The sequence below is a fragment of the Prosthecobacter gellanilyticus genome, from assembly GCF_007992435.1.
Classification (GTDB): Bacteria; Verrucomicrobiota; Verrucomicrobiia; order Verrucomicrobiales; family Verrucomicrobiaceae; genus Prosthecobacter; species Prosthecobacter gellanilyticus.
Map to the genome: position 1 here is coordinate 1 of NZ_BKAG01000002.1, position 25,548 is coordinate 25,548.

Sequence of the window (25,548 nt, forward strand, 5' to 3'; positions counted from 1 at the left end):
TCGTGCGCACACCTGATCTGCGCCCCATCAAATCGCTCTCTGCGGAGACATCAATGTCTCCACACACACCGATGCACGCATCATCCCCATGTAGCGGATGGCGTCAGCCTTCCGCTTCTTTGAAGCCTCGTATCCCAGAGTTCACCTGACGAAGCGACAAAGAATCCTGTAATCCTGAAATCTTGTTAATGCTGTCAAAAAAAAACATCCCGACAGCCACAAGACCCCGAATTCACTCCCTCAAAGCCGCCGGTCGGTGTGCCGGAATCTGCGCCTTGAAATCCCCCAAACTGTTCCAGTGCGCATGCTCGTTGAGGTCCACCTCAGCGATGGCTACCGTGCCCCACTCATTGGCCTTGGCGAGCACATCGCCGTAATGATCAAAGATGCCGGAGATCATCCAATGGTACTGCTTGTCGTCCGTGTAGGTGCTGCTGACGACATAGACATGGTTCTCACAGGCACGCGCTGAGGCCAGCATCGGATTGCAACCCCACACCGGCCAGGCAATCACTTCCGCCCCTTTGATCGTCAGCGCACGCGCCACTTCAGGAAAGAAGCCATCGTAGCAGATCATCATGCCCACCTTGCCAAAGCGCGTCTCAAACACCGGATAGTCACGCCCCGGGGTGATGCCATGCTCCACCTCGCTGCGCGGCAGGGTGACTTTGCGATACTTGCCCACCATCTTCCCATCCGGCCCGATGAGCGCGGAAGTGTTGTACAGTGTCTTCCCCTCACGCTCCACCAGCCCGGCCACGATGTAGAGATCATGCTCCTTCGCCAGCTTGCCAAAGTACTCTGTGCTTGGTCCTGGGATTGCCTCGGCACTCGCTTCCATCGGCTTTCCTGTTCCATAATAGGTTAGGGTCTCGGGCAGCACCACCAGGTCAGCCTTCTGCTTCGCCGCCTCAGCAATGAGCGGCGCAAACTGCGGCGGCTTGTCCTCCGGGTTCTTGCCCTGTTTCGGCTGCAGATGAATCGTCGCCAGTCTGACCTTGCGCGGGGCAGGGGCGGGGACTTCCGTGAGGTTCACATCGCTCCACTCCACCCGCGCATTCGGAGCCCATTGCAGATACAGCTCCAGCTTGGCCTGACGGGCCGCCACAGGCGCCCGCAGCGTGGTCGCAAAGCGTCCCCACTCACCAGCCTTGCCTCCAAGGTCAGCCGGATACTCAGGCTCGGCGCGCGGCACCGTCCCCTTGGCATAACCCGCCACCGCAGGCTCCTCCCACTTCACGTTCGCGCCTTTCTCATCCAGCCAGATGACCCGTGTCACCACGCTGCGCCTCGGCTCGGACACATCCCGAAACTTCCTCCAGGCCTCGAACTGGTAGTGCTTCCCACCCTGCACCGGCACGGTCTTTACCCAGCAGCCGATCCACTGCTCACCGGCTCCAGTTTCGATCACCAGCCCGCCCTCGCCATCACGGCCGGCCTTGGGATTTACGACATGCTCCGGCTCGGCCTCCGCACGAGGAGACCAAAAAGTCCAGTCTTCCAGTCCAGTAGCTTGGCAGGAAAAAGCACAGGCCAAAAGGCAGGCGGTGGTGAGGAAGCGTTTCATGGCAGGTTACTGATAGAACGGAAACAACTGGCGAATCTCTTCAGGTGAAGGCTTGCGACCGTATTCGCAGATCTCAAAGGTCTCCGCATACTTCACCGCCTTGCCCTTCTCCTCGCCATAGAATTGGATCAGCAGGTCCCGGTATTTGTCCGCCTCGCTGCCCTGTCGTGCTCCCCAGCGGCGTTTCAGCCAGACACGGCGTGCCGCATCATCCGAGGCAGGCGGCACCTCTTTTTCCACATGTTCCGCCGAGCCACTCGCCCCGCCCTCATAGGCCTGGGAGGTCAGCTCATGCAGCCCGTCCAGTTTCTGATCCAAAGCATCATCCAGCGCCACGGCGATGTCAGGCTTGAATGGATAAGGCTTCTGAAAGCCATCGCTCGAATACAGGAAGACCGGGTTCTTCTTCATCGCCGGCACATCCGGGCAGAAGAACGGCACCGTCACCATGAAGGCTGCATCCTGCACCAGCACCCCCACATAGCGATGATCCGGATGATAGTCCCAGGGCCGATGCGCGATCACAATATCCGCCTCCCATTCACGAATCACCTTCGTGATCAGCCGGCGGTTCTCCAGCGTGGGCATCAGCTCACCATCATGAATGTCCAGCACCTGGGAAGTCGCCCCCAGCTTCTTCGCACAAGCCGCCGCCTCCGCGCGCCGACGATTCGCCAGCGGCCCTCCCGCCTCCCTCCAATGGCCGATGTCCCCATTCGTCACCGACACCAGCTTCACATGATGCCCCAGTCGAGCCCATTTCACCGCCGTGCCACCCGCCTTGTAGTCCGCATCATCCGGATGCGCCCCAAACACCAGGATGCGCAGCTTCCCGTCCGCATCAGCCGCCTGAACCGCTGACAGGCCTGCCATCAGACAAAGCGCCAAGGTAAGGAGAATCGATTTCATAATCCCACCAGTCTGAGCCCCCGCTGCATGAAGGCAATCCCCATTCATGACCACGATGCATGCTCGAGTGACCCGCCTTGGTTAGCCTTTGATGCATCTACGACGACGAAGGCCAAACCGCCCAAGGAGCGCGGACTTCAGTCCGCTGCAGGTCGAAATCTCCCCATGGGTGCCCTCATCCTCATCACTCCTTCAACCCGAAGACATAGGCGCGCAAAACAGCCAAAGGCATACTCTCCACCTCTCATCTGCGATCAAGATGCTGCGGACTAAAGTCCGCTCCCCATCAGCCCTCGAAATGCTCCCTCAATACCTCGCCACACCCGCATCCACCTCATCCGACCAGGCCGTGATCCCACCCGTGACATTCACCGCATTCGTGAAGCCCAGCGCCTCCAGCGCCGCCACAGCCTTCGCACTACGCCCGCCCATCTTGCAGTGCACATAGAGGGGCTTGTCGCGCGGCAACTCACCTGCACGAACTGTCACCTCACCCAGCGGAATCAAAACTGATCCCTCGATATGCGCCTTCGCATATTCATCCGGCTCACGCACATCCAGAAGGAAATGGTTGTCTCCCTTTTCACGTAGGGCATGCAGTTCACGGACAGAGATGGTTTTCACTTTCAGTTCAGGTTGGATGCCACAGAAGCCCTCATAGTCGATGGGTTCCGTGATGGTGGGGTTCTCGCCGCAGACCGGGCATTCGGAATCTCGACGCAAAGTAAAAGTGCGGAAGCGCAGCCCGAGCGTGTCCACATGCAGCAGCTTGCCTAACAAAGGTTGCCCGATGCCCGTGATGAGCTTGATCGCTTCCAGCGCCTGCATCGTTCCGATCAATCCCGGCAGCACCCCCAGCACACCACCTTCAGCGCAGCTCGGCACAAGGCCGGGTGCAGGAGGCTGCGGAGACATGCAGCGGTAGCACGGCGCGCCCAGATGCGGGGCAAAGACCCCCACTTGGCCTTCAAAGCGCAGGATGCTGCCATAAACATTCGGCTTCTTCAGCCACACAGACACATCGTTGGATAGGTAGCGCGTGGGAAAGTTGTCCGTGCCATCGATGATCACATCATAGTCAGCCGCGATGCGCATCGCGTTCGCCGCCGTGAACCGCTCCGCATACGTCTGCAGCTCCAGATGCGGATTGATCCCCAGCAGACGGTCTCGCGCCGCCTCCAGCTTGGGCCGCCCCAGATCATCCTGCCCGAACAAAACCTGACGCTGCAGGTTCGAGATCTCCACCACATCCGCATCCACCAGCCCGATCTTGCCCACACCCGCCGCCGCCAGATACATCGTGATCGGCGACCCCAGCCCGCCTGCGCCGATGCACAGCACACGCGCAGCCTTCAGCTTGCGCTGCGCCTCGATGCCAAACTCTGGAATGGCCAGATGACGGGCATAGCGCTGAAGCTCGGCGTTGGAGAGATCGGACATGATGGGTGAATGACGAATAACGAATTTCCTAATGACGAAGGAATGACGAATGCCGAAGCCCGAAGGTTGCAGTCGCCTGGGCTATCGTTTCGTCATTCGGATTTACTCATTCGTCATTCCGCTCCGCGGTCAGGCTCCCATCACTTCCTTGAGATAGCGGATGCTCTCGCGGGCGATGTGCTGGGCTCCGGGGCGATAGTCAAAAACCTCCACGGAAAGGAAGCCGTCATACTTCACCTCGTTCAGCGCCGCGATGATCGGCTCAAACTTCACCTCGCCCATGCCTGGGCCGAGCAGGTTTGGATCATTCGCATGGAAGTGCACGAACCAGTCCTTGCTGTCGCGGATGATGTCCGGGATGGATTTGGCTTCATCGCTCATCGCCTTCACATCCAGGTGCAGCTTGCAGCTCGGATGATCCACCATCTGGCAGAGGCGGATGGTCTCCTCAGCCGTGTTCAGGAAATTCGTCTCCTTCTTGCCCAGCGGTTCCATGGCGATCACCACGCCATATTTGCCGCACTCTTCAGCGACCTCGCGCACGCTGTCCGCAGCACGTTTGAAGGCATCTTCATACTCCCATTCGGGGAGCGTGTTGCGCGCCTTCGGGCTGCCCCAGACCATGATGCGTCCGCCGGTCATCGCGCAGATGCGGGCCAGATGGCGGCCAAACTTCGCGGTCTCCTTGCGCTGAATGGCATCCGGTGAGGTGATGTGAAAAAAGGTGGGCTTCGTCAGCAGCCAGTGCAGCCCCAAAATCTCCAGACCGAAGGAGGAAGCGATGTGGCTCAGCCGCAGCGCATCAGCCTCGGTCAGATCACGGGGATCTTCCTTCAGGGTGAAGGGGGCCAGCTCCAGCGCATGGTAGCCAGCGGCAGCCACGTCCTCGCACACTTTTTCAAAGGGCCAGTCGGAAGGGTAGGTCTCGTTGCAGATCGCGAATCGCATAGGTGGGGACGGAGAGGCTGGCGAGCCTCCCGCTGTCCGTCAACTGCGCGATTCCAAGGACCTAGTTGTTAAACTGGATCAGGACGAACAGGATCACCAGCCCGATAAAGATGGCGATCGCGATCTTCACCCAGCTCAGCGGGTATTCGCCCGTGATCTTGCCCGTGGAGCCGTTCACCGCCACTTGGTAGGTCTTGCTGCCATAATTATAGGTCAGCAGCCAGATCGGCAGAAGCGTGTGCTTAAAAGTCTGAGCGCTGTACTGCGGCGAGATGCGCAGATTCCGATAAGTATCCCCGGGCACCTGCCGGCCAGCCTCACTCTCGAGCTGCTGGTTCATGCGGTTGCGGGAACCCTGCGCCGCCTGGACGAGGTCGATCTGATACTGCTCGACCACCCAGCCGCTGAGGTAGCCCGGATCATACGGCACCAGATCCGTCGTGGTGGGGAAGGGGAGCAAATCCTCCAGCAGCGCCCCATGCACCCCTTTCGAGGCCGGGATGAGCACATCATCAAAATCCATGCTCACATGCCCGAACGCAGGCTCCCAGCGTGTGTGCTGCTGGCGGCGTCCCTGATTGTCCGTGGTATAATAATGGTGCCCCGCCTCAGCCTCCCACGGGCACTCCGCGTGAGCGTCAAAGGTCCAGTAAGGAAGATAGAGACCGTGCAGGGTATCGGTGAGCGCCTTGTCTCCCACATCACTGCGTGCCCAGAAGTGGCTGCCATACCAGCGTCGGATGTCCTCGCGCACCTTGCTCTCTGCCACCTTGAAGGGAAGCACGCTCCCAGGCCGGATCGGCGCCTGGATGTCATCCACATTGATGAGCGATGACGAACCGCAGAAGTCACAGCGCTGCGCCACTCGCGTCTCATTGAAGACGGAGATGGCCTGGCAGCTCTGGCACCGCACCGTCTTGCGCTCCGCCGCCCATCCACGCTGATCTTCCGGCAGTGACCGCAGTCCCGCGACGAGATCATTCTCCTCCACCAGTGTCCCGTCCGCCTTCAGTTCCGCCGGCGATACCGTCCCGCAGTAAGGACAAACCAGCGCCTTTTTGGAAGGCGTCCACACAGCCTCTCCACCACATCCAGGACAGGCAAATTTAGTGAGGGCAGTGACTTCAGACATGGGAGTTACTCGTCAATGATTGGTCAGGAGAGTCAAGGACGTCAAGGTGCTCGCCATCTTGCTCAAGAAAAAAGGCCAAGGTCGTGACTCATCACAACCTTGACCCAGAATCTTTGACTCAGTCCGCTCAGCCCAGCTTCGCGCCCAGGCGCTTCAGCATGGCTTCCAGCATGCGGCCGTATTTGATGTAGCTGTCATACTGCTCCTTCGCCTTCTGCTCAGGAGAGAGGTCGTCAGCCGCACCCGCCCCGTGGAAGACCACGGCCACATGCGGCTCGATGCTGATGTAGCCTTCGTAACCCGTGTCCACCAGGTCCTTCATGATGCGCTCGGTCTGGCCTTCGCCTTCGCCAGGGAAGGTGTACACCGCGTCGTTCTTCGTCTTGTCCCAGATGCCATCTTTGACGTGCACATGAGCCATGAAGGGCTTCACCGCCTGATACATCTCCCAGGAGTTCTGCTTGGAGCCGGGCTTGTCACGGTCATCGATGAAGACCGGGTTGCCGGTGTCAAAGACCCACTTCATGCCCGGCACAGCTTCCGCCATGCGCTGTACATAAGAGGGGCTCATGCCGCCCCAGTTCATGCAGTTCTCATGCACCACCGTCAGGCCGGCATCGGCGAAGCGCTTGTTGATCTCTGTCATGCGGCGGATGCGCTCCGGGGCAAACTGCTCCTCCACGTCCTTGCCAGCTTCATCTTTGCACACGGCATAGCTCATCACGCGGATCAGCTTCGCACCCAGGCGCTGCATGCGCGGGATGGCGCGGGAGATTTCCGCTTCCGTGATGCTGAAATCATCCGTGATCTTCTTCGCCCAGTTGCCGATGAGCGATCCGAAGCCGCTGATCTTCATGTTCTTCTCGTCCAGGCGTGCCACGACCTTGTCGAAAATCGCCTCCGGGATCTCATGCAGGTTGCCCTTCACGCCATCGATCTCCACCGCGCGGGATTCGATGCTGTCCCAGCCGAGTTCCTGGTGGGCTTTGATTTGCACGTCGAGGGACGCGCCTGCTTCATCTGCGATGCCGGTGAGTTTGATCATGGTGGTAAAGGAAAGGTGGAGCGCTTGATAACGGCTAAGGCGCGGGGGTCAAGAGCGCACCGGGTGAAGGATCTTTTACGTATCGAACCTCGTTCTAAAAAAAATAAAATTCAACCCTGGCCCGCTCTTTGCTTTCCACCCTTTCATGAGGTAGTGAGACAGCCAGCTCACCACGGCTCCAACCCCCAATCATGGCCGACCAAGGACTTTACCAAACCCAGACTCAGAAGCTCGCCATCGGTCCGCAGATGCAGCAGAGTCTTCAGATTCTGCAGGCGCCCACCTTGGAGCTTCGCCAGATCATCCAGACAGAGATTGAAATCAATCCTGTGCTGGAACTCGAAAGCCCGGAGGTCTCCCTTGAGGACGCCGTGCCCGATGATCCGGACAATCGCGAGGACCGTGACGAGCTCGCCATCATCTCCCAGATGGACGAGGAGTGGCGCGAATACTGGGCCCAGAGCCGCATGCAGTCCGGCAGCCGCACTTCCGAGGACCAGGAGCGCTGGCAGTTCCTCATGGACAGCATCGTGGCACCCACCACGCTGCAGGAGCATCTCGTCTCCCAGCTTCGCACCGCAGAGGACATTAGTCCTGCGGTGGTGAAGGACACCGAGTTCCTCATCGGCAGCCTGGATGACCGTGGCTTCCTCAACACGCCCGTGGAGGACATGAGCCTCCAGCATGCCATCCCGCTGGATGACCTGCGCAAAGCCAAAGAACTGCTCACCACCTTTGACCCCGTCGGCGTCGGTGCCGATGACCTTCGCGAGTGCCTGCTCATTCAGTTGGAGCGCCTCGGCAAGCGCCAGAGCCTGGCCTTCCGTCTCGTGGACATGCATCTGGATGATCTGGCGAACAAGCGCTACCCCATCCTGGCTCGCAAACTCGGCGTGCCCGTGGAGCAGATCTCCCGGGCCGCAGACTTCATCAGCACGTTGGATCCTCGTCCAGCATCGCGCTTCGCCGTCAGTTCAAACAACTACGTCACGCCTGACATCATCATCGAACGGCAGGGTGGGGAGTGGGTTCCCGTCATGAATAATGACGACCTGCCTCATCTCCGGCTCAGCAATGCCTATAAAGACATGCTCAGCCAGTCCGGCAGCAGCACGGAGGTGCGTAATTACATTCGCGACAAGCTCCGCAGCGGCAAGTTCCTCATCCGCAGCATCCACCAGCGCCAGCAGACCATTTATAAGATCGCGGTGCAGATCCTCTCTCATCAGCAGGAGTTCCTGGAAGTCGGCACCAGCATGCTCCGCCCTCTCAACATGGCCCAGGTGGCTGATGAAGTTGGCGTGCATGAGACCACTGTCAGCCGCGCCATCTCTGGCAAATACATGGCCACCCCCCATGGTGTGTTTGAGCTGAAGTTCTTCTTCAGCCACGGCGTGAAGACCGAGTCTGGTGAGGATCTCAGTAATACGAGTGTCAAAAACGCCATCGCCGATCTCATCAAAACTGAGCCGAAGGCAAAACCGCTGAGTGACGACAAGCTCGCCAAGATCCTCGACAAGCAGGGCATCAAAGTCGCCCGCAGAACCGTGGCGAAGTATCGCGAAGCTCTGGGCATCCTGCCCAGCCATCTCCGAAAGTCGTTCTCATGAATATGAGGCATGATGAAAGCCCACACTCTCATGGAGAACGTGGCGCTTTCATCTGAGGCATGTGTTCCGGGGCCAAGATCCCTCCTGTTTATTCAGCAGTGAAGGGCACTGCCTCTGGTGATGTCCTGGGTCATCTCAGGATAGTCATATCAGGTTGATCCCCTAGAATGACCTCAGACGGTTGGAAACGGGATACCCGTTCGACCTGGATCTTTGCTAAACCCTGAAAATGAAGGGATTCGAAGCGTGCGTCTAGAACTGAGACGGTTCTCGTTATTATTTGAGAGCTTTGGCGGTATCCGCTGTCTGAAATTGTGAATAACTTCTTCTGACAGTGCATTTTATGCCGCTTTTCGTGCCGAGCTCCAGCCAGTTCCATTAGAGTAAATCTCCTCTTATTTGTGATAGGTTTCGCAAGTTTGTTTTTTCTCCTCGGTCCAAAAGCAATAAACTGCCAAAAAAAGCCTTGCCGTTTTGGTAATTATATAGAAAAGTCTGAGTAATTCTGAATTTTGCGGCTCGCGTCGCTACTCTCCAGGTTTTTCATACCTCCCCACCTCTCCCTTCTTATGTCTGATACTTCCACACCCGAACTGATGACCGTAAAGGAAACCTCGGAGTATCTCCGCATTCCTCTTCCCACGGTCTATTATCTCGTTCAGCGTGGGCAGTTGCCTGCCGTTCAGATCGGTGGTCGCTGGCGCATCAAGCGCAGCCTCCTTGATCGTGACGTGCTGCGTAAAGAGGAAGAGGCTGGTCAGCCCACCGTCATGGTGGTTGATGATGACCCGGCTCTTCAGGCTCTCTTCAAGCAATTCCTCAAGAAGGCTGGCTTCGGCCGCCTTGTCGTGGGCACCGGTGCTGAGGCCATCAGCCTCGCGAAGAAGCAGAAGTTCGACTTCGTCTTCCTCGACCTCAAGCTTCCAGACGTTCCGGGTGACGAAGTCTATTCCCAGCTCAAGGAGCTTCATCCTGACCTGCCCATCGTGATCATCACCGGCTATCCGGACAGCGAGGTGCTCAGCCGCATCCTCAGCCATGGCCCGGTCACCGTGATCAAGAAGCCCCTCGAGTATGATCAGCTTAACAAAGCGGTGAAACAGCTCGGTCACAAGGGTTCCGAAACTCCCGCCTGATCTGTCCTCGCATGGAGACAGGCTTGCTCCTCGCTCCCATGAGAGTAATCTAGCGGATGCTTCCCTGGTTCAACAACGACACGTTCCCTCTCTATCTGGCCCCCATGGCTGGAGTGACGGACGTGGTCTTCCGCAGCATCTGCAAAGAACTCGGAGCAGACGTGATGGTCACGGAGTTCGTCTCTGCGGAGGGCATCCTCCAGCGGGACGACCGCACCCGCCACTACGTGGATTTTGACGAGCCTCAGCGCCCTCTCGGCGTGCAGCTGTTTGGTTCCGATGGCGTGCGCATGGGCGAGGCTGCCCGCAAGATCATCGACTGGAAACAGCCAGACTTTATCGATATCAATTTCGGCTGCCCCGTGAACAAGGTGGTCTCGAAAAATGGAGGCTCCTCGCTTTTGCGAGATTGCCCGTTGCTCGCCAGTGTCGCGCGTGAGGTCGCCAAAGCGGTGTCTATTCCCGTGACGGCGAAGATGCGCATCGGCTGGGATTCTCAAAGCGTCAACGCCGTCGATGTGGCGCGCATCCTCGAAGACTCCGGCATGCAGGCCATCGCCGTGCACGGTCGTACGAAGGCGCAGGGTTACAGCGGTCATGCTGACTGGGACGTCATTGCTCAAGTCGCAGACGCCGTGAAGATTCCCGTCATTGGCAATGGAGACATCAGCAGCGGCCTGGACGTTGAGGTCCGCCGTGCTCAGACGAATGTCAGTGGCATCATGATTGGTCGTGCCGCCATGACCAATCCCTGGGTTTTCCGCGAGGCAAAGCACTACCTCACCACAGGAGAGCATCTGCCCTCCGCTACCGTGGAGCAGCGCTTTGACCTCATGCGCCGCCACTGTCTCATGGCCATCCCGCGCAGCACCCGCGGCGAGTTTGAAGTCATGCGCTCCATGCGCACGCGGCTCATGAACTACACCAAGAACCTGCAGGGCGGAAAATTCCTGCGCGGTCGTTTCAGTCACATCACCAGCGTCATGGAGCTGGAGGACATCATGGCCGACTTCCTCGCCCGCAAAGACTCACTTCACGACCTCGGGACGGCAGGCGCTGACCCGGTGGAGGAAACCGAATCTGTTAGCCAGCCGGAATAAGAGCCGCGGGACCACCATGCCGATCAGGATGCCCATCCCGATGGAGGGAATCACATCCGTGGGCCAGTGCACGGCGCAGTAAAGCCGGGAATAGGCCACCAGAGTCGCCAGCACATACAGCGCCGCGCTCCAGCGCCGGTTGAAAAGCGCAACCACCGTGGCCAGCGCAAACATGTTCATCGTGTGACTGCTGGGGAAGGATCCCCCTTTCGTCTTCCCCTGGCTCTGGCTCGGCATCGTCACCGGGGCCTTGAAAAGCCGCATGAATTCAGGCCGCGCCGTCGCTAGATCACGGACCACCAGCCCGTCCACCGCACTCCTTGGCCGCACGCGGTTGGCCAGGAATTTCAGATTGCGGGAAATCAGCCCGTCACTCACCGTCAGTGTGACTGCCACACAGAAGATCAGCCAGGCCCCGCGCCAGCGGCAGCGCCACAGCACCAGCACTACCGCCAGGATCATTAGCGGCAGCCAGGCCTCCAGAGCCGACACCGCAGGCATCAGCCAGTCCAGGACGGGATGGGTCCACTTCAGGTTGATGAGGCGCAGAAGGGTCAGGTCCCAGGAAATCATGATTTGGGGAGCGGCGGCTGGGTGCTGGGAATGGCTGACCAGTGCTTCAGGTTCCTGCCAAGATACACATCGAACAATCGTGACTTCTCTCCGAGCTGGACTTCTACCTTTCCCACTTTTTCTACGCTCTCAAAACATTCCGCCACGGTGGGGGGCAGAGCTTTCGGGGAAAAAATCAGCCCGTCATCACCGATCCGTTCTTCCGGCCCGGGCCAGATCTCATACTGGGACATCGGGTGGCCGGAGGATTCCCAGCGGTACAGCCTCGGATGCTGCGGCATGGAAAAGGCCAGCTGCGCGGCATTGTAGCGGTGTCCCAAGGCCATGACGAAGGTGTGATCAGGGCGGGGGACCTTGTCCAGGTACTCACCTGCGGCCACTCCCGTCTCGCGCCACTTCTTCAGTTCCTCATCCAGCTTCTTGTGCACCTTGAGCTCGGCACCAAAGACGATCGCCACACCGAGGTGCGCCACCAGGACCATGCCTCCAGAGATCCGCAGGCTCCAGGTGCGCCAGGCTTGCGCCCTCGGCAGCCCGGGCAGGGTGAGGTGTCCGGCAAACCATGCCGCCGCCAGCAGCAGCGGCGGCACCCAGAAGACCGCCGGCCAGTTCGGGTTGATCCGCTGGCGCAGCGCCAGCAGCGTGAAAATGACCAGGGCGGGAGCCGTGCACAGCAGCAGATAGCGCTCGCGGCGTCCTGCGGCTTTCCAGTGCTTCATGCCACACCACACCACCACCACCATCACCGCCCACGTCACCGGGGAATACAGCAGCGCCTGCACAAAGGGCCACTCCAGCGTGCGGGTGAGCCACTTGACCACTCCCAGGCTCTCCGTGTCAAAGTGATGGGCCGTGTGCTCCAGTGTGATCCAGTGGTGCTTCTGCTGCCAGAGGATCACAGGAATGAGAAAGGTGGCTCCCAGGATGATCGACACCCACATGCGGACGTTCTTCAAAAGCGGCCTGTCTTCAGGCGAAAGCGCCGCAAAGGCCACCATCAGTACGGGGAAGACCAGCATCATCTGCTTGCTCAAGGTGCCGATCCCGATCACTACCGCCAGCGTCAGCCAGCGCCACCAGCATTGGGGCTTCGTGGTCGCGAACCAGAACAGCAGCAGCGCCAGTGACCAGCACAGCAGCAGTGGCGCATCAATGGTGAGGAAGAGATTCAGTCCCGTGTTGGCCGGCGTCAGCAGCACCAGCACGGCGGCGATGAACCCCGTCCGCGCATCATACAGCATTCGCGTGAGAGCAAAGAGGGCGGCGAGTGTCAGCGTGCCCAGAGTCAGCGCCGTGAGGCGCACCGCGATGTCGCAGGCTCCGGCAAAGTGGCCGATGACTCCCATGATCCAGCCGATCATCGGCGGCTTGCTGTAGTAACCCCAGTCTGGTCGCCGGCCCCAGTCCCAGTAGTAGGCCTCATCTCCTGAAAGGTCCGCATGAGCGCAGAAGAACAGCGTGAACAACACGCGGAACACCAGGACAGCCGCCAGCAGCACCCAGAAACGGCGGGTCCAGTTGGCAGAGGGAGAATCGAGGGAGATCAAAACGCCTGCAGGCATGGCACGGGGCAGGGCAGGGGGCAAATGAGGAATGCAGAACCAGCACGACGCGGGAGGTCAGTCACGACCGACCTCCAGACATTCACCTCACTTCAGTTTGGCATCGTTGAGGGTGATGGAGAGTAAGGTGTAGGTATCGCTAGGGCTAGCCATGTAGATAGACGTCTTGCCGCTGACCTTGACCCTGTCCCCTTTCTTGATTTTGGCGGCTTTCGCGTTTTCCGCTGGATCCAAATAAATGTAGTAGCTGACGTTGAAGTTGGTGCCAGAGGCCCTCACCTGCTCACTCTGTACATTGATAACATAGCGACCGTTCGACATGTTTGTGCTCGACACCCTCACGGAGACATCTCCCGGATCGCCTCTGAATTTCTGCCGCAGCTGTGTGGATGCTGCGTCGATCGCCGGTTTGCGTTTGTCAGGACTTCCCGAAATGTCCTTCAACAGATCTTTCGGGATCTCTTCGAGGATCTTCTTGGGATCCAGTTCTTCAGCCGCAGCACGGATGGTGGAGAGGTTCAGTGACAAACCCACGGTGAGGAGAAACAGGGCTGATGCAGTATTCATAATAAGTTCGAATATCATTTAACCTAGGTGGTCCTAAGCGGACATCCAAGATCCTGTCAAGCCACACACCATGACAACATGACAAACTTGGAAGGTGGTCAGAGCAGGCTAAATCCCAGGACTCACTTCAGTTTGGCATCGTTCACGCTGACTGAGAGGCTGGTGTAGTCGCTGCTGCTGCTGCCATAGAGGGAGACAAAAGCCCTGCCGCTCGCCGTGATTTTGTCACCTGTTTTGATCTTGGCTCCCTTCTCGTTCTCTGACTCGTCGAGGTAGATGGTATAGCTCACTGTAAAGTTGGTGCCGGAGACACGCACACGGTCCGTTTCCCCATAGGCATAGTAGCGACCGTTGGACTTGTTGGTGTTGCGTACTCGAAATGAGAGGGTGCCGGTCTGGTCTCTGTATTTATCCTGCAGTTTCTGCTCGGCGGCATCGATCGCCTCCTTGCGCTTCGCGGCATTGCCGGAAATGTCCTTGAGTAGATCCTTCGGAATAGATTCCAGAATCACTTTTGGATCCAGGGCGGGAGTATCTGCAGCCTGGACCGCAGAGAGACTCAGTGACAATCCCAGGACAAGTAGAATTAAGGCGGGAGCAGCATTCATAAGGGAGATGGAATATCCTCTAACCTAGGCAGTTCTACATAGTTACCCCGGCTTCTGTCAAGCCGCGCCCAATCAAACCACCACGCCCCAGAAACTTCCAAACCTGGAAGGTAGTGAACCGAGAACCGAGAACCGAGAACCGAGAACCGAGAACAATCATCACTCCAAGGTTGACGCCAACCACCGCTCCATTACCGCAGCACCCCCAATTTCATCATGTCCGTCAAACTCCGTCTCGACACTGCCTCCGTCACCCGTCTCGTGCTTGCCAAGGTCGGCCACGCTCAGCGTGGCGAGCCTCTCCAGGTCTCCCGCTCTCTGCACGAGGTGCCGGAGGAGGACCAGGAGAAGCTCACCGGCATCTTCCTGAAGCCCTTCAAGAACCTCATCGCGCATCGCTTCACCCATCATGCCTCCCTGGATCAGCATGAGATGAACTCCTGCGCGAAATCCGTCTTCGCCAACCCTGAGCGCTTTCTTCAGCGTGGCATTGAGATCGCCCAGCGTCTCCATGCCAAGTCCAACCACCCGAACATCAAATCCGGGGACCTCTGCATCGCCCACATGAAGGAGATCCACATTGAGGGCGAGCTCGTGCAGGGCATCCTCATCCTGAAGTCGGAGAGCGTCACCCCCTTCCTCACCATCACGGCGAAGGGTGAGGACCTCGAGATCACCACCATCGAGGGCATCCACCCGGAGAAGATCGACAAAGGCTGCCTCATCGTCGACTACTGGCCGAACAAAGGTTACTACGTCCTCACCTTTGACCGTGCCGGCGCGGATGCGCGCTTCTGGTCACGAGATTTCCTCGGCGTTGAGGCCGTCCCTGATGCTGCTTTTCTGACCAATGCCTATGCCAAAATGGCCGTCTCCTTCCTGGAGGAGAACAAGCCTGCTGACGAAGAATCTCCGCCATGGGAAACTGCCCAGGCCGCCCGTGATGCACTGGACTTCTTTGAAGATCGCGAGCGCTTTGACCTTCAGGACTTCGAGCAGGCCGTGCTGAAGAATCCAGACCGTATCGAGGCCTTCCAGGAGCACCGCGCCCGCATGGAGCAGGAGCAGGGACAGCCCCTGGAGACCAGCTTTGAGATCTCCAAGAAGGATTTAGTGAAGGCCAAGAAGCGTATAAGCGCAGTCTTGAAGCTCGACACCGGCGTCGAGATCCACGTCAAGCCCGGCACTGCCGAGGACAACGCGGACCCTATGCTCGAGCGCGGCTACGATGACAAGAAAGGCATGAAGTACATCAAGGTGTACTATCACCGTGATCTCTCCGCCAGCGACGGCCCGCCTCCGGCTCCAGCCACCGCTGCCGCCGCATCTTGATCACTTCACCGCGCCATTTTTAGATAGGCGATCAAATCTGCCAGGGCCTGGGGCGTCAGCGCCGCCTCCAGGCCTTCTGGCATGAGGGATGTGTTCGTGCTCTTCAGGCTCGTCACATCACTGCGCAGCACGGACCGTGTGATATTCCCTGCCATCTTCAAAGTTAGGCTGGCGCTTGTCTCCGTGGCCACCACACCATAGAGCTGCTCGCCGCTTTTCAGCGTGCAGTGATACGCCATGAACCCCGGCTCGATGATCGCGCTCGGATCCAGGATCGAGTTCATGAGCTTCTCCGCATCATGCTGCACCACGCTGCGCAGATCCGGCCCCAGCTCCATGCCCACGCCATCCAGCTTGTGGCAGCTCGCGCATACCATCGCGAAGGTCGCCTTGCCCTTCTCCGCATCTCCCGTGAGCTTCAGCGCTGGCCTGAACCTCTCCACCGCCGCCGCGCGTGTCGCACTCGCGGAATCCGCAAAGGTCGCCCCAGCCAGCTTCGCGATCTCCTTCTTCGGGTGCTTCACCAAACGAGCCCGCGTCGCCGCATCGCAGCTCTTCGCCTCAGCTCGCCCCAGCAGCACGGTGGTCCATTCATCATTCGAAAGCAGCGCCTCAATGATCTGGCCACGCATCGCCGGCGTCCGCTCATCAAAGCGCTCTAGCAAAAACTCCGGCGCACCCTTCGGCTGTAGCTTGGAGATGAGTTTCAGCACCTCAGCACTTCCCGTCTTCGCCCACAGTCCGCCCAGCATGCCTTTCACCATGCCACGATGCTCCCGATCTGAAGCCAGCAGCATCAGATCATCCATCGTTGGCGAATCTGCTGAGGCCTGAACTGCTTGGACCGCCTTCGCTAAGATCGCTCCCATCTTCTTCAATCCCTGCTGTGCGTCGGGTGAGCGCATCTCCTTGGTGAACTGGGCCAGCGAAAGTTCATGCTCGTCAAGAACAGCCAAAAGCTCCTTCATGTCTCGCTGGTCCTGGGTTCGTGCGATCAACGCCGCCATGGCCTTCTCATTCTTTACCGTCAGTGCACAGCGGAATAGCATTGGTGCCGATCTCTTGTCAGCACGTGTGCATGCTCGCTCCAAATGAGGCAGCACTGAACTCAAGGCTGCACCCACGATTTCACTACCCTGAGGATATTCTTCGAGAATCTCAGCCAGGACATCACCAAGCCATTCGTCCTTCCAATGGCCCGCTGAAAGCGCCAGCTGCATGGAAACTCGGGGATCAGCAAGCTGCCGCCAGTCATGATGATAGAGCCCCATGAGCGACTGCGGAGCATGATCAAACTTCTCATGCATCTGCAGCGCCTGCACACGCACCTCCGGGGCTGGATCTGACAACAGCTTGTCAAAGGGAACGAAGTCAGTTTTACCTCCGAGGAGAAAGGTCCATGCTGTTTGAGCTCTCACCTGTGGCAGAGGGTTTTGAAGCAGTTGAACCAGCTGCTTCGCTTCAAAACCGTCCCACAGCGCCATCATTTGCGCCCTGTCCCTGCACCACCCGTTCGCGCTTGCGAAAGTAGTGATGGGCTTCAGCCCGTCACCGTGCCGTAACGCCGGAGACGTCGACTGCCCTGCCACCTTCTTCACCACCCGCCAGATCCTCCCCTTGTCATCCCCCTCGCGGTAGTGCGGCAATAGCTCATCCTTCCCATTCTGCGGCAGCCACTGCGGATGCTCGATCATGTAGCGATACATGTCCGCCACCCACAACGCCCCATCCGGCCCCGTCCGCACCATCACCGGCCGGCACCACCGATCCTCACTCGCCAGGAAATCCGTAGTCCGCGAGTCCCCTCGCGGCTCAGTGCTGGAGCCGAGGTTGACATCCACCCTCGCCTTAAAAGTCACCCCATCATCCTCCAGCACATGATGCTGCACCACATTGTGAAACGGCTCACACGTAAAAGCATGCGTCTTGCCATCATCAAACAACACGCGGTCGCGATACACCTCAATCCCGCACGCACTCGTGAACCTCCCCGCCTGGTCAAAGCTGTGAAACCGCTTCTCCAGGCCGCTCGCAGGATACACCGGCGGATTCCTCGGATAGAGCTGATGAATCGGGTCCGGCGGAATCACATGCGGGTTCCGCCGCAGGTAGTGATCCTGCAGCACATAGTGCCACAGCGGAAAACTGTTCTGTACACCGAACCAGTGCCCCCAGTCATCACGCGCGCGACCAAACTGTGAAGGTCCGCTCTGCGGATCAAACTCACCCGTATCCGGCTTGAACCGGAAATCACGACTGCCGAGATCAATCTTCTCTCCAGTGAGCCTCGACTCGATCTGCGTGCCCTTGTTATACCCTCCGTTGTGCGCCCCCGCCGCGCAATACACCCACCCATCCATGCCCCAGCGCAGCCCGTTGACTCGCAACTGTTGGTTACCCGTGCTGAAGCCTGTTAGGAGCACCTTCTTCGTGCCATCTGGCGAGATGAAAAAGATGTCCGGCGCCGCCGTGACAATCACCCCGTCTCGCCACGTCAGAATCCCCGTCGGAAAACTCAGCTCCTGGGCGATCACCGTGCGCCTGTCATAGCGTCCATCCGTATCGCTGTCCTCCAGCATCACCACACGTCCGCCCGCCTTGCCATTCCCATCCATGCCTAGCGGATAGTCTGCCATCTCCACCACCCACAGCCGCCCCTTCTCATCCCAGTCAAACGCCACCGGATCCAGCACCACCGGCTCCGCCGCCACGAGCTCAATCTCATACCCCTCCCGCACATGCCACCTCTTCGCCGACTCCTCGGGCGACAGCGGCGCTGAGTGTGGTGCAGGCGTCCCGCCTGCGTTCTTTGAGTCAACGCCCCTCACTTCGCGGCTCTCCAACCCACTCACCTTCACATTCTCAAACATCCCGTCCAATGGCGCAAAGTCATCACAGCGCCGACCCAAGAAAACTTCCTTCGAGCCCAGCGCCGTGACCGGCAGTTCAGCATCAATCTCCACCTTGCCATTCAGCGTCACTTTCACGCGCGAGCCAGCGCGCTCCATCTTCACCTCATTCCACGTCCCCGGTTGGATCGTGGTTAGGCCGAACAAGGTTTGATTCGCCGCGTTGCCGTTGTACACAAACAGTTTGCCTGGCCTGGAGTCCTTGTAGTTGCCACCAATGCCCAGGTGGTCCCCCGGCGCCTGAGAATCGCCCTTCGGCCCGCGTGAAACCAGATAAGCCGTGACCGCACGCGCATCATTGGCCTTCGTATTGCGGAAGCGCATCGCGACCGACCAGTTCTCATGCTGCTTCAGCAAGGAGTTCGTCTGCATCTCCACTCGCTTGGCCTTCTCCTTCCTCGCGACATCGCGACGGGCATTGTCCTCCGCCACTTTCGAAGTGTCCCACAGCTTCGCGATCAGCGAGGTCTCAACCGCACGATTCCAAACCGTGATCTCATCCAGCCGCCCCTCCAGTCCTTGGCCAAATAAGACCTCGTTTGTCGCCTTTCCTGCCTTGCTCATGAGCACAGGCTTCTCACCACCATCGAGATGCACCCGCACATTCTCTCCATCGCGGATAAGCACCACGAAATGCCAGTCGTCCGCCAAAGTACTCATGGGCTTTAGCCCGTGATCACCAGTTTTGCTCGCTACATCTTCGTTATCGGAGCTGGCGGCACCAGCCGGGCTAAAGCCCTGGACTACTTTGCCTTCGGCCCCTGCAAGCTCCAGCTTCACCGTATGATCAGTAAACTGATGCGCCTTGAGAGCCACTCCGAGCCCATGGATCAGCTCTCCATCCCGCTCACTCGCCCCGCTCTCATGACCCAGCCAGAACCAGAGGGCGATGGAGGCGGCACTGGGCGCCTCTTTGGTGGGTGTCGCAGGTTGCTCGCCCCACTCTGCTTTGAGGTGGCCGCCTGCGGCTTGGATGCTCCTGTTGAAGCTCAGGCCTTTGGAAAATGGCGACAGTCTGAGTGCCGATTCCTCACCATAGCCGAGACCACTGCCGACTCCGGGCAGATACAGCGCATGGCCACCCACCCATTGCATCCCCACATTCCAGGTGTCAGACCTCAATGATTGGATGGGTGTTGTCGGTGAGCGCAGGAGTTCTCCATCACTCTCACTGCAATCGTAGTGGGCCGAAGGCTTGGAGTCTGCGATTTCACGCCCATACACTCCCAGGTCGCTGCCCGCCTTGTTCCGGACAAATGTCTTGCCCAAAACCATGAGCTCATAGCCAAGTTGATGGTACATTTGAGTTTCCGCATTGACGTCAAGACCTGCCGTTCGTGCGGGCCAGGTGGTGTATCCGCCCAACTGATGCTGCTCGGGTGGCGGGATGTATCCTTCAGCCCCATTGGCCAGCTCAATGTTAAAGTGCATGGGGAAAGGAGATGCTTCCCGCAGCTTCAACCCCGTGATGGCATACACCTCGTTAGGCAGCGTCGCGATGCTCAGGTCACCGATCCGGATGGCCTGCAGTTTCAGGCTCGTCTTCTGCCGCTCATGCAGAATCAGCGCCTCTCGCGCATAGACTTCCTCCTTGTTCTTCGGCAAATCATTCTCGATCTTCGCAGCGATGGGTCGTGCCCATTGGAGACGCTTCTTATCTGGCACACGGTATTTCAGCTCCACCATCTTCTCCACCATGCCCAGCGGGGCGTGATCATGATGCTTCACCGTCGCCAGGGCCTTCATCGCACTGTCAGCCACCTCGGTGGCATAGGTGTCGAGCGCAGGGGACTTCTTCTCCGCACCATAGTCCATCCACATTAAATCTCCGCTGGTGCCCTGGCTCATGGCACAAACGAAAGGTCCGTTGCCATCACCCGCCTGTCCCATCTTGGCAGCGAGATGCCGGCAAAAGTGCCCATAGTAATCCGCCGAGACCGCGCCGCTGCCAAAGTAGTGCTGTGAGTAGTTCGCCAGCACCCCCAGCGGCTTCCCATCGATCGTCTGCAGCGAGATCACCGAGAACTGCGGATCCACCGGACCACTGGGCCCGATCACATCCTTGCTCAGGTATCCAGGATGCATGTTCGCACGCCCCGTGGGCTGGCCAAACGGATCCACCACCTCCCGCCCTTCGCGCCGGATCCACCGGCGGTTGTGTATGTGCTCCCAGTCATCAAACGATCCCCACCCGATGCGTGCCGGTTGCAGCGCCTTGTCTGCCGCCACGATGGCCTCGGCAATTTTCGGCGTGAGAAACTTCGCATACTCCGTGTCCTTCCTCGTTCCCAGGCAGCTCATCGCGGCGGGTGCCGAGTGCGTATGCGTGGCACTGACCATCATGCGATCCACCGGAATACCGCACTGCTGTGAAGCCATCTCCTTCGCCTCATCAATCAGCGCCTGCTCCATCATGCAGGTGTCCACGATCGCAAAGGCGATCTTCATCTTGCCATCATCCAGCACAAAGCTGCGCACATGCAGCGCATCGACATTCCTTTCACCACGCCCTTCCAGAAAGCCGCCTGCAATGATGCGTGGAAAGGTCTTGGGCGAGACGTCGACCGCCGAGACACCCGCGCGGAACACAGGTTCAGCATGAGCAGGGATCACCAGGCATGCGAGGCCACACAGCAGGAGTCGGGAAAACATGATCAGACTGCGACGGCCCACAGCCGGCCAGTCTTTCAGCCCATGCTTCCCAGCACCGCCTCAGCCGCTTTGCGTCCGCTGATCAGCGCGCCGTTGATGGACACATCCTCCACATAGTCTCCGCAGCGGTACAAGCCCGGCTCCAGCACGGTGGAAAGAGCGCTGTCACCCAGCACCAGTTGCCGGCTCTCCGGCTGCGCATTGCGGATCTGGTAGGTGCGGAGGTGCTTCCACTGCCGTGCACCAGGGCCAAACCAGCGCGTCATCTGCTCTCTCACCACATCTTCCAGCTCGTTGCTGGAGGGCGCACCCACGATGCTCGTGCTGATCAGGTGCTGTCCCTTCGGCGCCAGCTTCGGTGAGGCATTGGTCAGCACGCAGGCATTGTTCACCGGCCCGCGATTGTCTCCATCCAGATACAGAATGGACTCGCTCGGCAGTGCCTGATCCGTGCTGAAGTAGAGGCAGGTCGTGCTGCGGCCGGGCTTCGGCTTTTCCACTCCCGTGTCAGGCAGCAGCCGATGCGCCACATCCTCGCTCACCGCGAGCACGATGTGATCCGCGCGGATGATCTCGCCCGTCTCCAGGGTGATCTCATTCTTCCTCACTGAAGTGACCGGCGTGTTCAGTTTCAGCGAACCTGGAGGCAGCGCCACCGCCAGTTGATCCGGGATCGCCTGAATGCCATGCGCCGGAATGGTTGCACCACCGTTGCGAAACATCGCATAGAGGAAGAAAAACATCCGCGCCGAGGTGCGCAGGTCCTTTTCCAGAAACACTCCGCCAAAGAACGGACGGAAGAAACGGTCGAGCATCGCCTCGGTAAAACCAAAATCACGCAGATAGTCCTCGGTCTCCATTTCGGGCAGACGGCGCTCGATGCCCATCGTGCCTGCGGCTTCCTTCCACAGCATCAGCGTGTGCCACTTGTCCCGCCAGGGGATGAAGGTATCCCGCAGATTCATCAGCGCATCCAGCGGATGATGAAAGGGATCCGCCAGACGATGCAGGCTGTTCTTGAAATACACGTTCGCACCCCGGTAGAGTGGCTTCAGATGCAGGCCTTCATAGTCGAGCACACGTCGTGCTTCTGGGTAGGCCGGCAGCAGCACCTGGAAGCCCCGGTCCAGGGTAAATCCATCCACTTTATCAGACCTCACCCGGCCTCCCACCCCGTCCGCCGCCTCGTAAATTGTGAAGGGCCGCCCTGCCTTTGCTAGCGCACGCGCACAGGCCAGCCCGGAAAGTCCGGCTCCGACGATGGCGATGGTGGGGGAGGGCATAAGGTGGGGTTCGTGGTCTAACCCCGTCCATGTAGGCGAAGCCTGCACTATGCCAAGGAGTGTTTTTTGAGCCTCTTCGTCACATTTGGCCGTCACATGAGCGCCAAAGTAGGGGTTTTGCACGTATCCCAGCCAGACACGCAATGCTCGTGGAACCCTTGCCAATCAAGGCGTGGCGCTCTGACACGCCTTGATGGCATGCTGATAGCGTAGCATTGGGAAACCACTTTTCTCACCCAACCATGAGTCCCGAAAAATTCACCGTTAAGCTCCAGGAAGCCTTCAATGCCTCCCAGTCCGTGGCCACCCGCCATGGTCACCAGGAGCTCAGGCCCGCCCATCTGCTCCTCGCCTTGCTCGAGCAGGATGGCGGCATCACGACCCCGCTTTTTGAAAAAGCCGCCGTCAATCCGGCCGCTGCCAAAGGCCTGAAAAGCGCCGTCGAGTCCCTCCTCGCCAAGCAACCCAAGGTCAGCGGCGGCTCCGGCGGCCTCTACCTCTCCAATGAGTTCCGCGAGCTCATGACCAAGGCCGAGGACGAGCAGAAAAACCTCAAGGACGACTACCTCAGCGTCGAGCACATCCTCCTGGCCCTCTTCAAGACGAAGACCGAGCTTTCTGAGTCCCTCAAGCAAGCCGGGCTGAACTACGACACCGTCTCCAAAGCACTCTCCAACGTCCGTGGCTCGCAGCGCGTGGTCGATCAAGACCCCGAAGGCAAATACCAGACCCTGGAGAAGTACGGCACCGATCTCACCGCACGCGCCAAAGCGGGCAAGATCGACCCCGTCATCGGCCGCGATGAAGAGATCCGCCGCGTGATGCAGGTGCTCAGCCGCCGAACCAAAAACAATCCTGTGCTCATCGGTGAGCCCGGCGTCGGCAAGACCGCCATCGCGGAAGGTCTGGCTCGGCGAATCGTCGCCGGAGACGTTCCGGATTCCTTGAAGAACAAGCGCCTCATCAGCATGGACCTCGGCGGCATGATGGCCGGTGCCAAGTTCCGTGGCGAGTTCGAGGAGCGCCTGAAAGCCTTCCTCAAAGAAGTCACGTCCAGCGATGGCGAAATCATCCTCTTCATTGATGAACTGCACACCATCGTCGGTGCCGGCAAGGCCGAAGGCGCCATGGATGCGGGGAATCTGCTCAAGCCTCAGCTCGCCCGTGGTGAGCTGCGCTGCATCGGCGCCACCACGCTGGATGAGTATCGCAAGCATATCGAAAAAGACCCCGCGTTGGAGCGTCGCTTCCAGCCCGTGAAGGTCGGCGAGCCCAGTGTGGAGGACACCATCGCCATCCTGCGCGGCCTGAAGGAGCGCTATGAGGTTCACCACGGCGTGCGCATTCAGGATGGCGCCATCATCGCCGCCGCCACGCTTTCCAATCGCTACATCACGGATCGCTTCCTGCCGGACAAGGCCATCGACCTCGTCGATGAAGCCGCCAGCCGTATCAAGATCGAGCTCGACTCCATGCCCACGGAGATCGACGTCATCGAGCGGGAGATCATGCAGGACGAGATGGAGCGCCAGGTCCTGAAAAAGGAAAAGGACGCCGCCAGCAAGGCCCGCCTCGAAAAGCTCGAGAAAGACATCGCTGATCTCAAAGAGAAATCCTCCGCGCTGAAAGCCCAGTGGATGAAGGAGAAGGAGTCTGTGGATGCCGGTCGCAAAGTCAAAGAAGAGATCGACCGCCTCCGCACCGAGCTGGAGCAGGCCCAGCGCCGTGGTGACTTCGGTCGCGCCGGAGAGATCCAGTACGGTCTCATCCCCGATCTCGAGAAGCAACTCAGCACTGCTTCAACCGAGAACCATGAACCGAGAACCGCGAACACCCTCTTGCGAGAAGAAGTGACCGAGGAAGACATCGCCAAAGTCGTCGCCAACTGGACCGGCATCCCCGTTTCACGCTTGCAGGAAGGCGAGCGTTCGAAGCTGGTGAAAATGGAGGAGCGCCTCAGCGCCCGCGTCATCGGCCAGAAGGATGCCATCATCGCCGTCAGCAATGCCGTGCGCCGTGCCCGTGCAGGCATCCAGGATGAGAACCGCCCCATCGGCAGCTTCCTCTTCCTCGGCCCCACCGGCGTTGGCAAGACCGAGCTCTGCAAAGCCCTCGCCGAGTTCCTCTTTGATGACGAGAACGCCATGACCCGCATCGACATGAGCGAGTACATGGAGAAGCACAGCGTCAGCCGCCTCATCGGCGCGCCTCCCGGCTATGTCGGCTATGACGAAGGTGGCCAGCTCACCGAAGCCGTGCGCCGCCGCCCCTACAGCGTCGTGCTCTTTGACGAGGTCGAGAAAGCCCACCCCGACGTCTTCAACACCCTGCTGCAGGTCCTCGACGATGGCCGCATCACCGATGGCCAGGGCCGCACTGTCGACTTCAAAAACACGGTCATCATCATGACCAGCAACATCGGCAGCCAGCACATCCAGGACGTGGCGAATGCCGAGCAGCGCGAGGCCCTCGTCCGCGAAAGCCTGAAGCAGTTCTTCCGCCCCGAGTTCCTAAATCGAATTGATGAGATCGTCACCTTCGATCGCCTCGATGCCTCGCAGCTCGATAAGATCGTGAAGATCCAGCTCCAACGCGTCGTCACCCGCCTCGCCAAGCAAAACATCCACCTCACTGTCACCGACGACACCACCCGCTACCTCGCCGATGCCGGTTATGATCCCGTCTTCGGCGCCCGCCCCCTCAAACGTGCCATCCAAAAGCACCTCCTTGATCCGCTCTCCTTAGCCGTCCTCGAAGGCGGCTTCAAAGACGGAGACCACATCACCGCCGTGATGAAGTCCGGGAAGCCCGTGTTTGAGAAGACGTGAAGCTCATCACAAACCTTGTGCTCCGCCTAGCCTCAGTTTACTGTTCCGCATGACCGACGACCTCCAGGAGCCTCTCCGCCGGAAGGTGGGTGGCAGTCTTCCCCGGCTGCCGCCGTTGAAGCGTCTGGAAATGCTGCGCCAGAGCGCGCATCGGTTGCGCGCTGGCTCGAACCAACCTCCCGAACCCGATGGACACCCCGTTCGAAAAACTGTTGGTGCGTCTCGCTGACCACGGCGTGCAGTTCATCGTCGTTGGAAGTGAGGCTGTCGCGTTGCAGGGATGCTTGATCCTCTAAACAAATAGGGAGTATAGCCGCGACTTCTTCATTCGTTGAAGGATTTTAGAC

General features: G+C 59.2%; 18 protein-coding genes. 6 read left to right on the forward strand and 12 right to left on the reverse strand.

From position 1 onward, the window contains the following. Positions 1-232: 232 nt before the first annotated feature. The 6 genes from BGE01nite_RS01465 to BGE01nite_RS01490 form a co-directional block, all read right to left on the reverse strand. Positions 233-1,567 (reverse strand): carbon-nitrogen hydrolase family protein, encoded by a 1,335-nt coding sequence (locus BGE01nite_RS01465; protein ID WP_146848490.1) that lies wholly within the window; start codon positions 1,565-1,567, stop codon positions 233-235. A 6-nt stretch (positions 1,568-1,573) separates the two neighbouring features. Further along, positions 1,574-2,476 carry a PIG-L deacetylase family protein gene (locus BGE01nite_RS01470; RefSeq protein ID WP_146848491.1) on the reverse strand — a complete coding sequence of 301 codons (903 nt, stop codon included), beginning with the start codon at positions 2,474-2,476 and terminating at the stop codon, positions 1,574-1,576. Positions 2,477-2,782: 306 nt separating this feature from the next. Then, positions 2,783-3,916, reverse strand: coding sequence for a molybdopterin-synthase adenylyltransferase MoeB (gene moeB / locus BGE01nite_RS01475; RefSeq protein ID WP_146848492.1), 1,134 nt, complete (start codon positions 3,914-3,916; stop codon positions 2,783-2,785). Positions 3,917-4,045: 129 nt separating this feature from the next. Next, complete coding sequence (locus tag BGE01nite_RS01480) at positions 4,046-4,864, reverse strand: sugar phosphate isomerase/epimerase family protein (RefSeq protein ID WP_146848493.1); 819 nt, start codon at positions 4,862-4,864, stop codon at positions 4,046-4,048. 61 nt (positions 4,865-4,925) lie between these two features. Beyond that, positions 4,926-5,996, reverse strand: a complete 1,071-nt coding sequence (locus tag BGE01nite_RS01485) for a TFIIB-type zinc ribbon-containing protein (protein ID WP_218032870.1) — start codon at positions 5,994-5,996, stop codon at positions 4,926-4,928. A gap of 127 nt (positions 5,997-6,123) precedes the next feature. Then, the gene (locus tag BGE01nite_RS01490) at positions 6,124-7,041 is read right to left on the reverse strand and encodes a sugar phosphate isomerase/epimerase family protein (RefSeq protein WP_146848494.1); all 918 of its coding nucleotides are present in this window, start codon (positions 7,039-7,041) and stop codon (positions 6,124-6,126) included. 191 nt (positions 7,042-7,232) lie between these two features. Here BGE01nite_RS01490 and rpoN point away from each other — a divergent pair, with 191 nt between their 5' ends. The 3 genes from rpoN (at position 7,233) to dusB (ending at position 10,887) form a co-directional block, all read left to right on the forward strand. Beyond that, a complete protein-coding gene (gene rpoN / locus BGE01nite_RS01495; protein ID WP_146848495.1) occupies positions 7,233-8,651 on the forward strand; it encodes an RNA polymerase factor sigma-54 in 1,419 nt (472 codons plus the stop codon). 569 nt (positions 8,652-9,220) lie between these two features. Next, the gene (locus BGE01nite_RS01500; RefSeq protein ID WP_146848496.1) at positions 9,221-9,787 is read left to right on the forward strand and encodes a response regulator; all 567 of its coding nucleotides are present in this window, start codon (positions 9,221-9,223) and stop codon (positions 9,785-9,787) included. A gap of 56 nt (positions 9,788-9,843) precedes the next feature. Next, complete coding sequence (gene dusB / locus BGE01nite_RS01505; RefSeq protein ID WP_146848497.1) at positions 9,844-10,887, forward strand: tRNA dihydrouridine synthase DusB; 1,044 nt, start codon at positions 9,844-9,846, stop codon at positions 10,885-10,887. Here the strand turns inward: dusB and BGE01nite_RS01510 are convergent. From BGE01nite_RS01510 to BGE01nite_RS01525, 4 genes are all read right to left on the reverse strand, one after another. Then, the gene (locus BGE01nite_RS01510) at positions 10,816-11,460 is read right to left on the reverse strand and encodes a phosphatase PAP2 family protein (protein WP_146848498.1); all 645 of its coding nucleotides are present in this window, start codon (positions 11,458-11,460) and stop codon (positions 10,816-10,818) included. The genes dusB and BGE01nite_RS01510 overlap by 72 nt on opposite strands. After that, on the reverse strand, positions 11,457-13,022 hold the full coding sequence (locus BGE01nite_RS01515; RefSeq protein WP_146848499.1) for an ArnT family glycosyltransferase: 1,566 nt from the start codon (positions 13,020-13,022) through the stop codon (positions 11,457-11,459). Before BGE01nite_RS01515 ends, BGE01nite_RS01510 begins: the two co-directional genes overlap by 4 nt. 87 nt (positions 13,023-13,109) lie before the next feature. After that, on the reverse strand, positions 13,110-13,607 hold the full coding sequence (locus BGE01nite_RS01520) for a hypothetical protein (protein ID WP_146848500.1): 498 nt from the start codon (positions 13,605-13,607) through the stop codon (positions 13,110-13,112). Positions 13,608-13,711: 104 nt separating this feature from the next. Beyond that, the gene (locus tag BGE01nite_RS01525) at positions 13,712-14,101 is read right to left on the reverse strand and encodes a hypothetical protein (RefSeq protein ID WP_146848501.1); all 390 of its coding nucleotides are present in this window, start codon (positions 14,099-14,101) and stop codon (positions 13,712-13,714) included. Between the two features lie 312 nt (positions 14,102-14,413). Between BGE01nite_RS01525 and BGE01nite_RS01530 the strand changes: the two genes are divergently transcribed. Further along, positions 14,414-15,529 (forward strand): nucleoid-associated protein, encoded by a 1,116-nt coding sequence (locus BGE01nite_RS01530; RefSeq protein WP_146848502.1) that lies wholly within the window; start codon positions 14,414-14,416, stop codon positions 15,527-15,529. Between the two features lie 5 nt (positions 15,530-15,534). Here the strand turns inward: BGE01nite_RS01530 and BGE01nite_RS01535 are convergent, their stop codons facing one another. Next, positions 15,535-21,090, reverse strand: coding sequence for a PVC-type heme-binding CxxCH protein (locus tag BGE01nite_RS01535; RefSeq protein WP_146848503.1), 5,556 nt, complete (start codon positions 21,088-21,090; stop codon positions 15,535-15,537). Between the two features lie 35 nt (positions 21,091-21,125). Continuing rightward, positions 21,126-22,373 carry a protoporphyrinogen/coproporphyrinogen oxidase gene (locus tag BGE01nite_RS01540; RefSeq protein WP_146848504.1) on the reverse strand — a complete coding sequence of 416 codons (1,248 nt, stop codon included), beginning with the start codon at positions 22,371-22,373 and terminating at the stop codon, positions 21,126-21,128. A gap of 242 nt (positions 22,374-22,615) precedes the next feature. On the opposite strand from BGE01nite_RS01540, the gene clpB reads away from it, so the two are divergent. Then, positions 22,616-25,201 (forward strand): ATP-dependent chaperone ClpB, encoded by a 2,586-nt coding sequence (gene clpB, locus BGE01nite_RS01545; protein ID WP_146848505.1) that lies wholly within the window; start codon positions 22,616-22,618, stop codon positions 25,199-25,201. A gap of 49 nt (positions 25,202-25,250) precedes the next feature. Then, positions 25,251-25,430 (forward strand): hypothetical protein, encoded by a 180-nt coding sequence (locus BGE01nite_RS01550; RefSeq protein ID WP_146848506.1) that lies wholly within the window; start codon positions 25,251-25,253, stop codon positions 25,428-25,430. Positions 25,431-25,548: the final 118 nt, after the last annotated feature.

Coding starts and splice junctions, on each gene's coding strand:
- BGE01nite_RS01465 (WP_146848490.1), bottom strand. CDS start 1,567: ATGAAACGCTTCCTCACCACCGCCTGCCTTTTGGCCTGTGCTTTTTCC.
- BGE01nite_RS01550 (WP_146848506.1), top strand. CDS start 25,251: ATGACCGACGACCTCCAGGAGCCTCTCCGCCGGAAGGTGGGTGGCAGT.
- BGE01nite_RS01515 (WP_146848499.1), bottom strand. CDS start 13,022: ATGCCTGCAGGCGTTTTGATCTCCCTCGATTCTCCCTCTGCCAACTGG.
- BGE01nite_RS01480 (WP_146848493.1), bottom strand. CDS start 4,864: ATGCGATTCGCGATCTGCAACGAGACCTACCCTTCCGACTGGCCCTTT.
- moeB (WP_146848492.1), bottom strand. CDS start 3,916: ATGTCCGATCTCTCCAACGCCGAGCTTCAGCGCTATGCCCGTCATCTG.
- BGE01nite_RS01470 (WP_146848491.1), bottom strand. CDS start 2,476: ATGAAATCGATTCTCCTTACCTTGGCGCTTTGTCTGATGGCAGGCCTG.
- clpB (WP_146848505.1), top strand. CDS start 22,616: ATGAGTCCCGAAAAATTCACCGTTAAGCTCCAGGAAGCCTTCAATGCC.
- rpoN (WP_146848495.1), top strand. CDS start 7,233: ATGGCCGACCAAGGACTTTACCAAACCCAGACTCAGAAGCTCGCCATC.
- dusB (WP_146848497.1), top strand. CDS start 9,844: ATGCTTCCCTGGTTCAACAACGACACGTTCCCTCTCTATCTGGCCCCC.
- BGE01nite_RS01485 (WP_218032870.1), bottom strand. CDS start 5,996: ATGTCTGAAGTCACTGCCCTCACTAAATTTGCCTGTCCTGGATGTGGT.
- BGE01nite_RS01490 (WP_146848494.1), bottom strand. CDS start 7,041: ATGATCAAACTCACCGGCATCGCAGATGAAGCAGGCGCGTCCCTCGAC.
- BGE01nite_RS01540 (WP_146848504.1), bottom strand. CDS start 22,373: ATGCCCTCCCCCACCATCGCCATCGTCGGAGCCGGACTTTCCGGGCTG.
- BGE01nite_RS01530 (WP_146848502.1), top strand. CDS start 14,414: ATGTCCGTCAAACTCCGTCTCGACACTGCCTCCGTCACCCGTCTCGTG.
- BGE01nite_RS01520 (WP_146848500.1), bottom strand. CDS start 13,607: ATGATATTCGAACTTATTATGAATACTGCATCAGCCCTGTTTCTCCTC.
- BGE01nite_RS01510 (WP_146848498.1), bottom strand. CDS start 11,460: ATGATTTCCTGGGACCTGACCCTTCTGCGCCTCATCAACCTGAAGTGG.
- BGE01nite_RS01535 (WP_146848503.1), bottom strand. CDS start 21,090: ATGTTTTCCCGACTCCTGCTGTGTGGCCTCGCATGCCTGGTGATCCCT.
- BGE01nite_RS01500 (WP_146848496.1), top strand. CDS start 9,221: ATGTCTGATACTTCCACACCCGAACTGATGACCGTAAAGGAAACCTCG.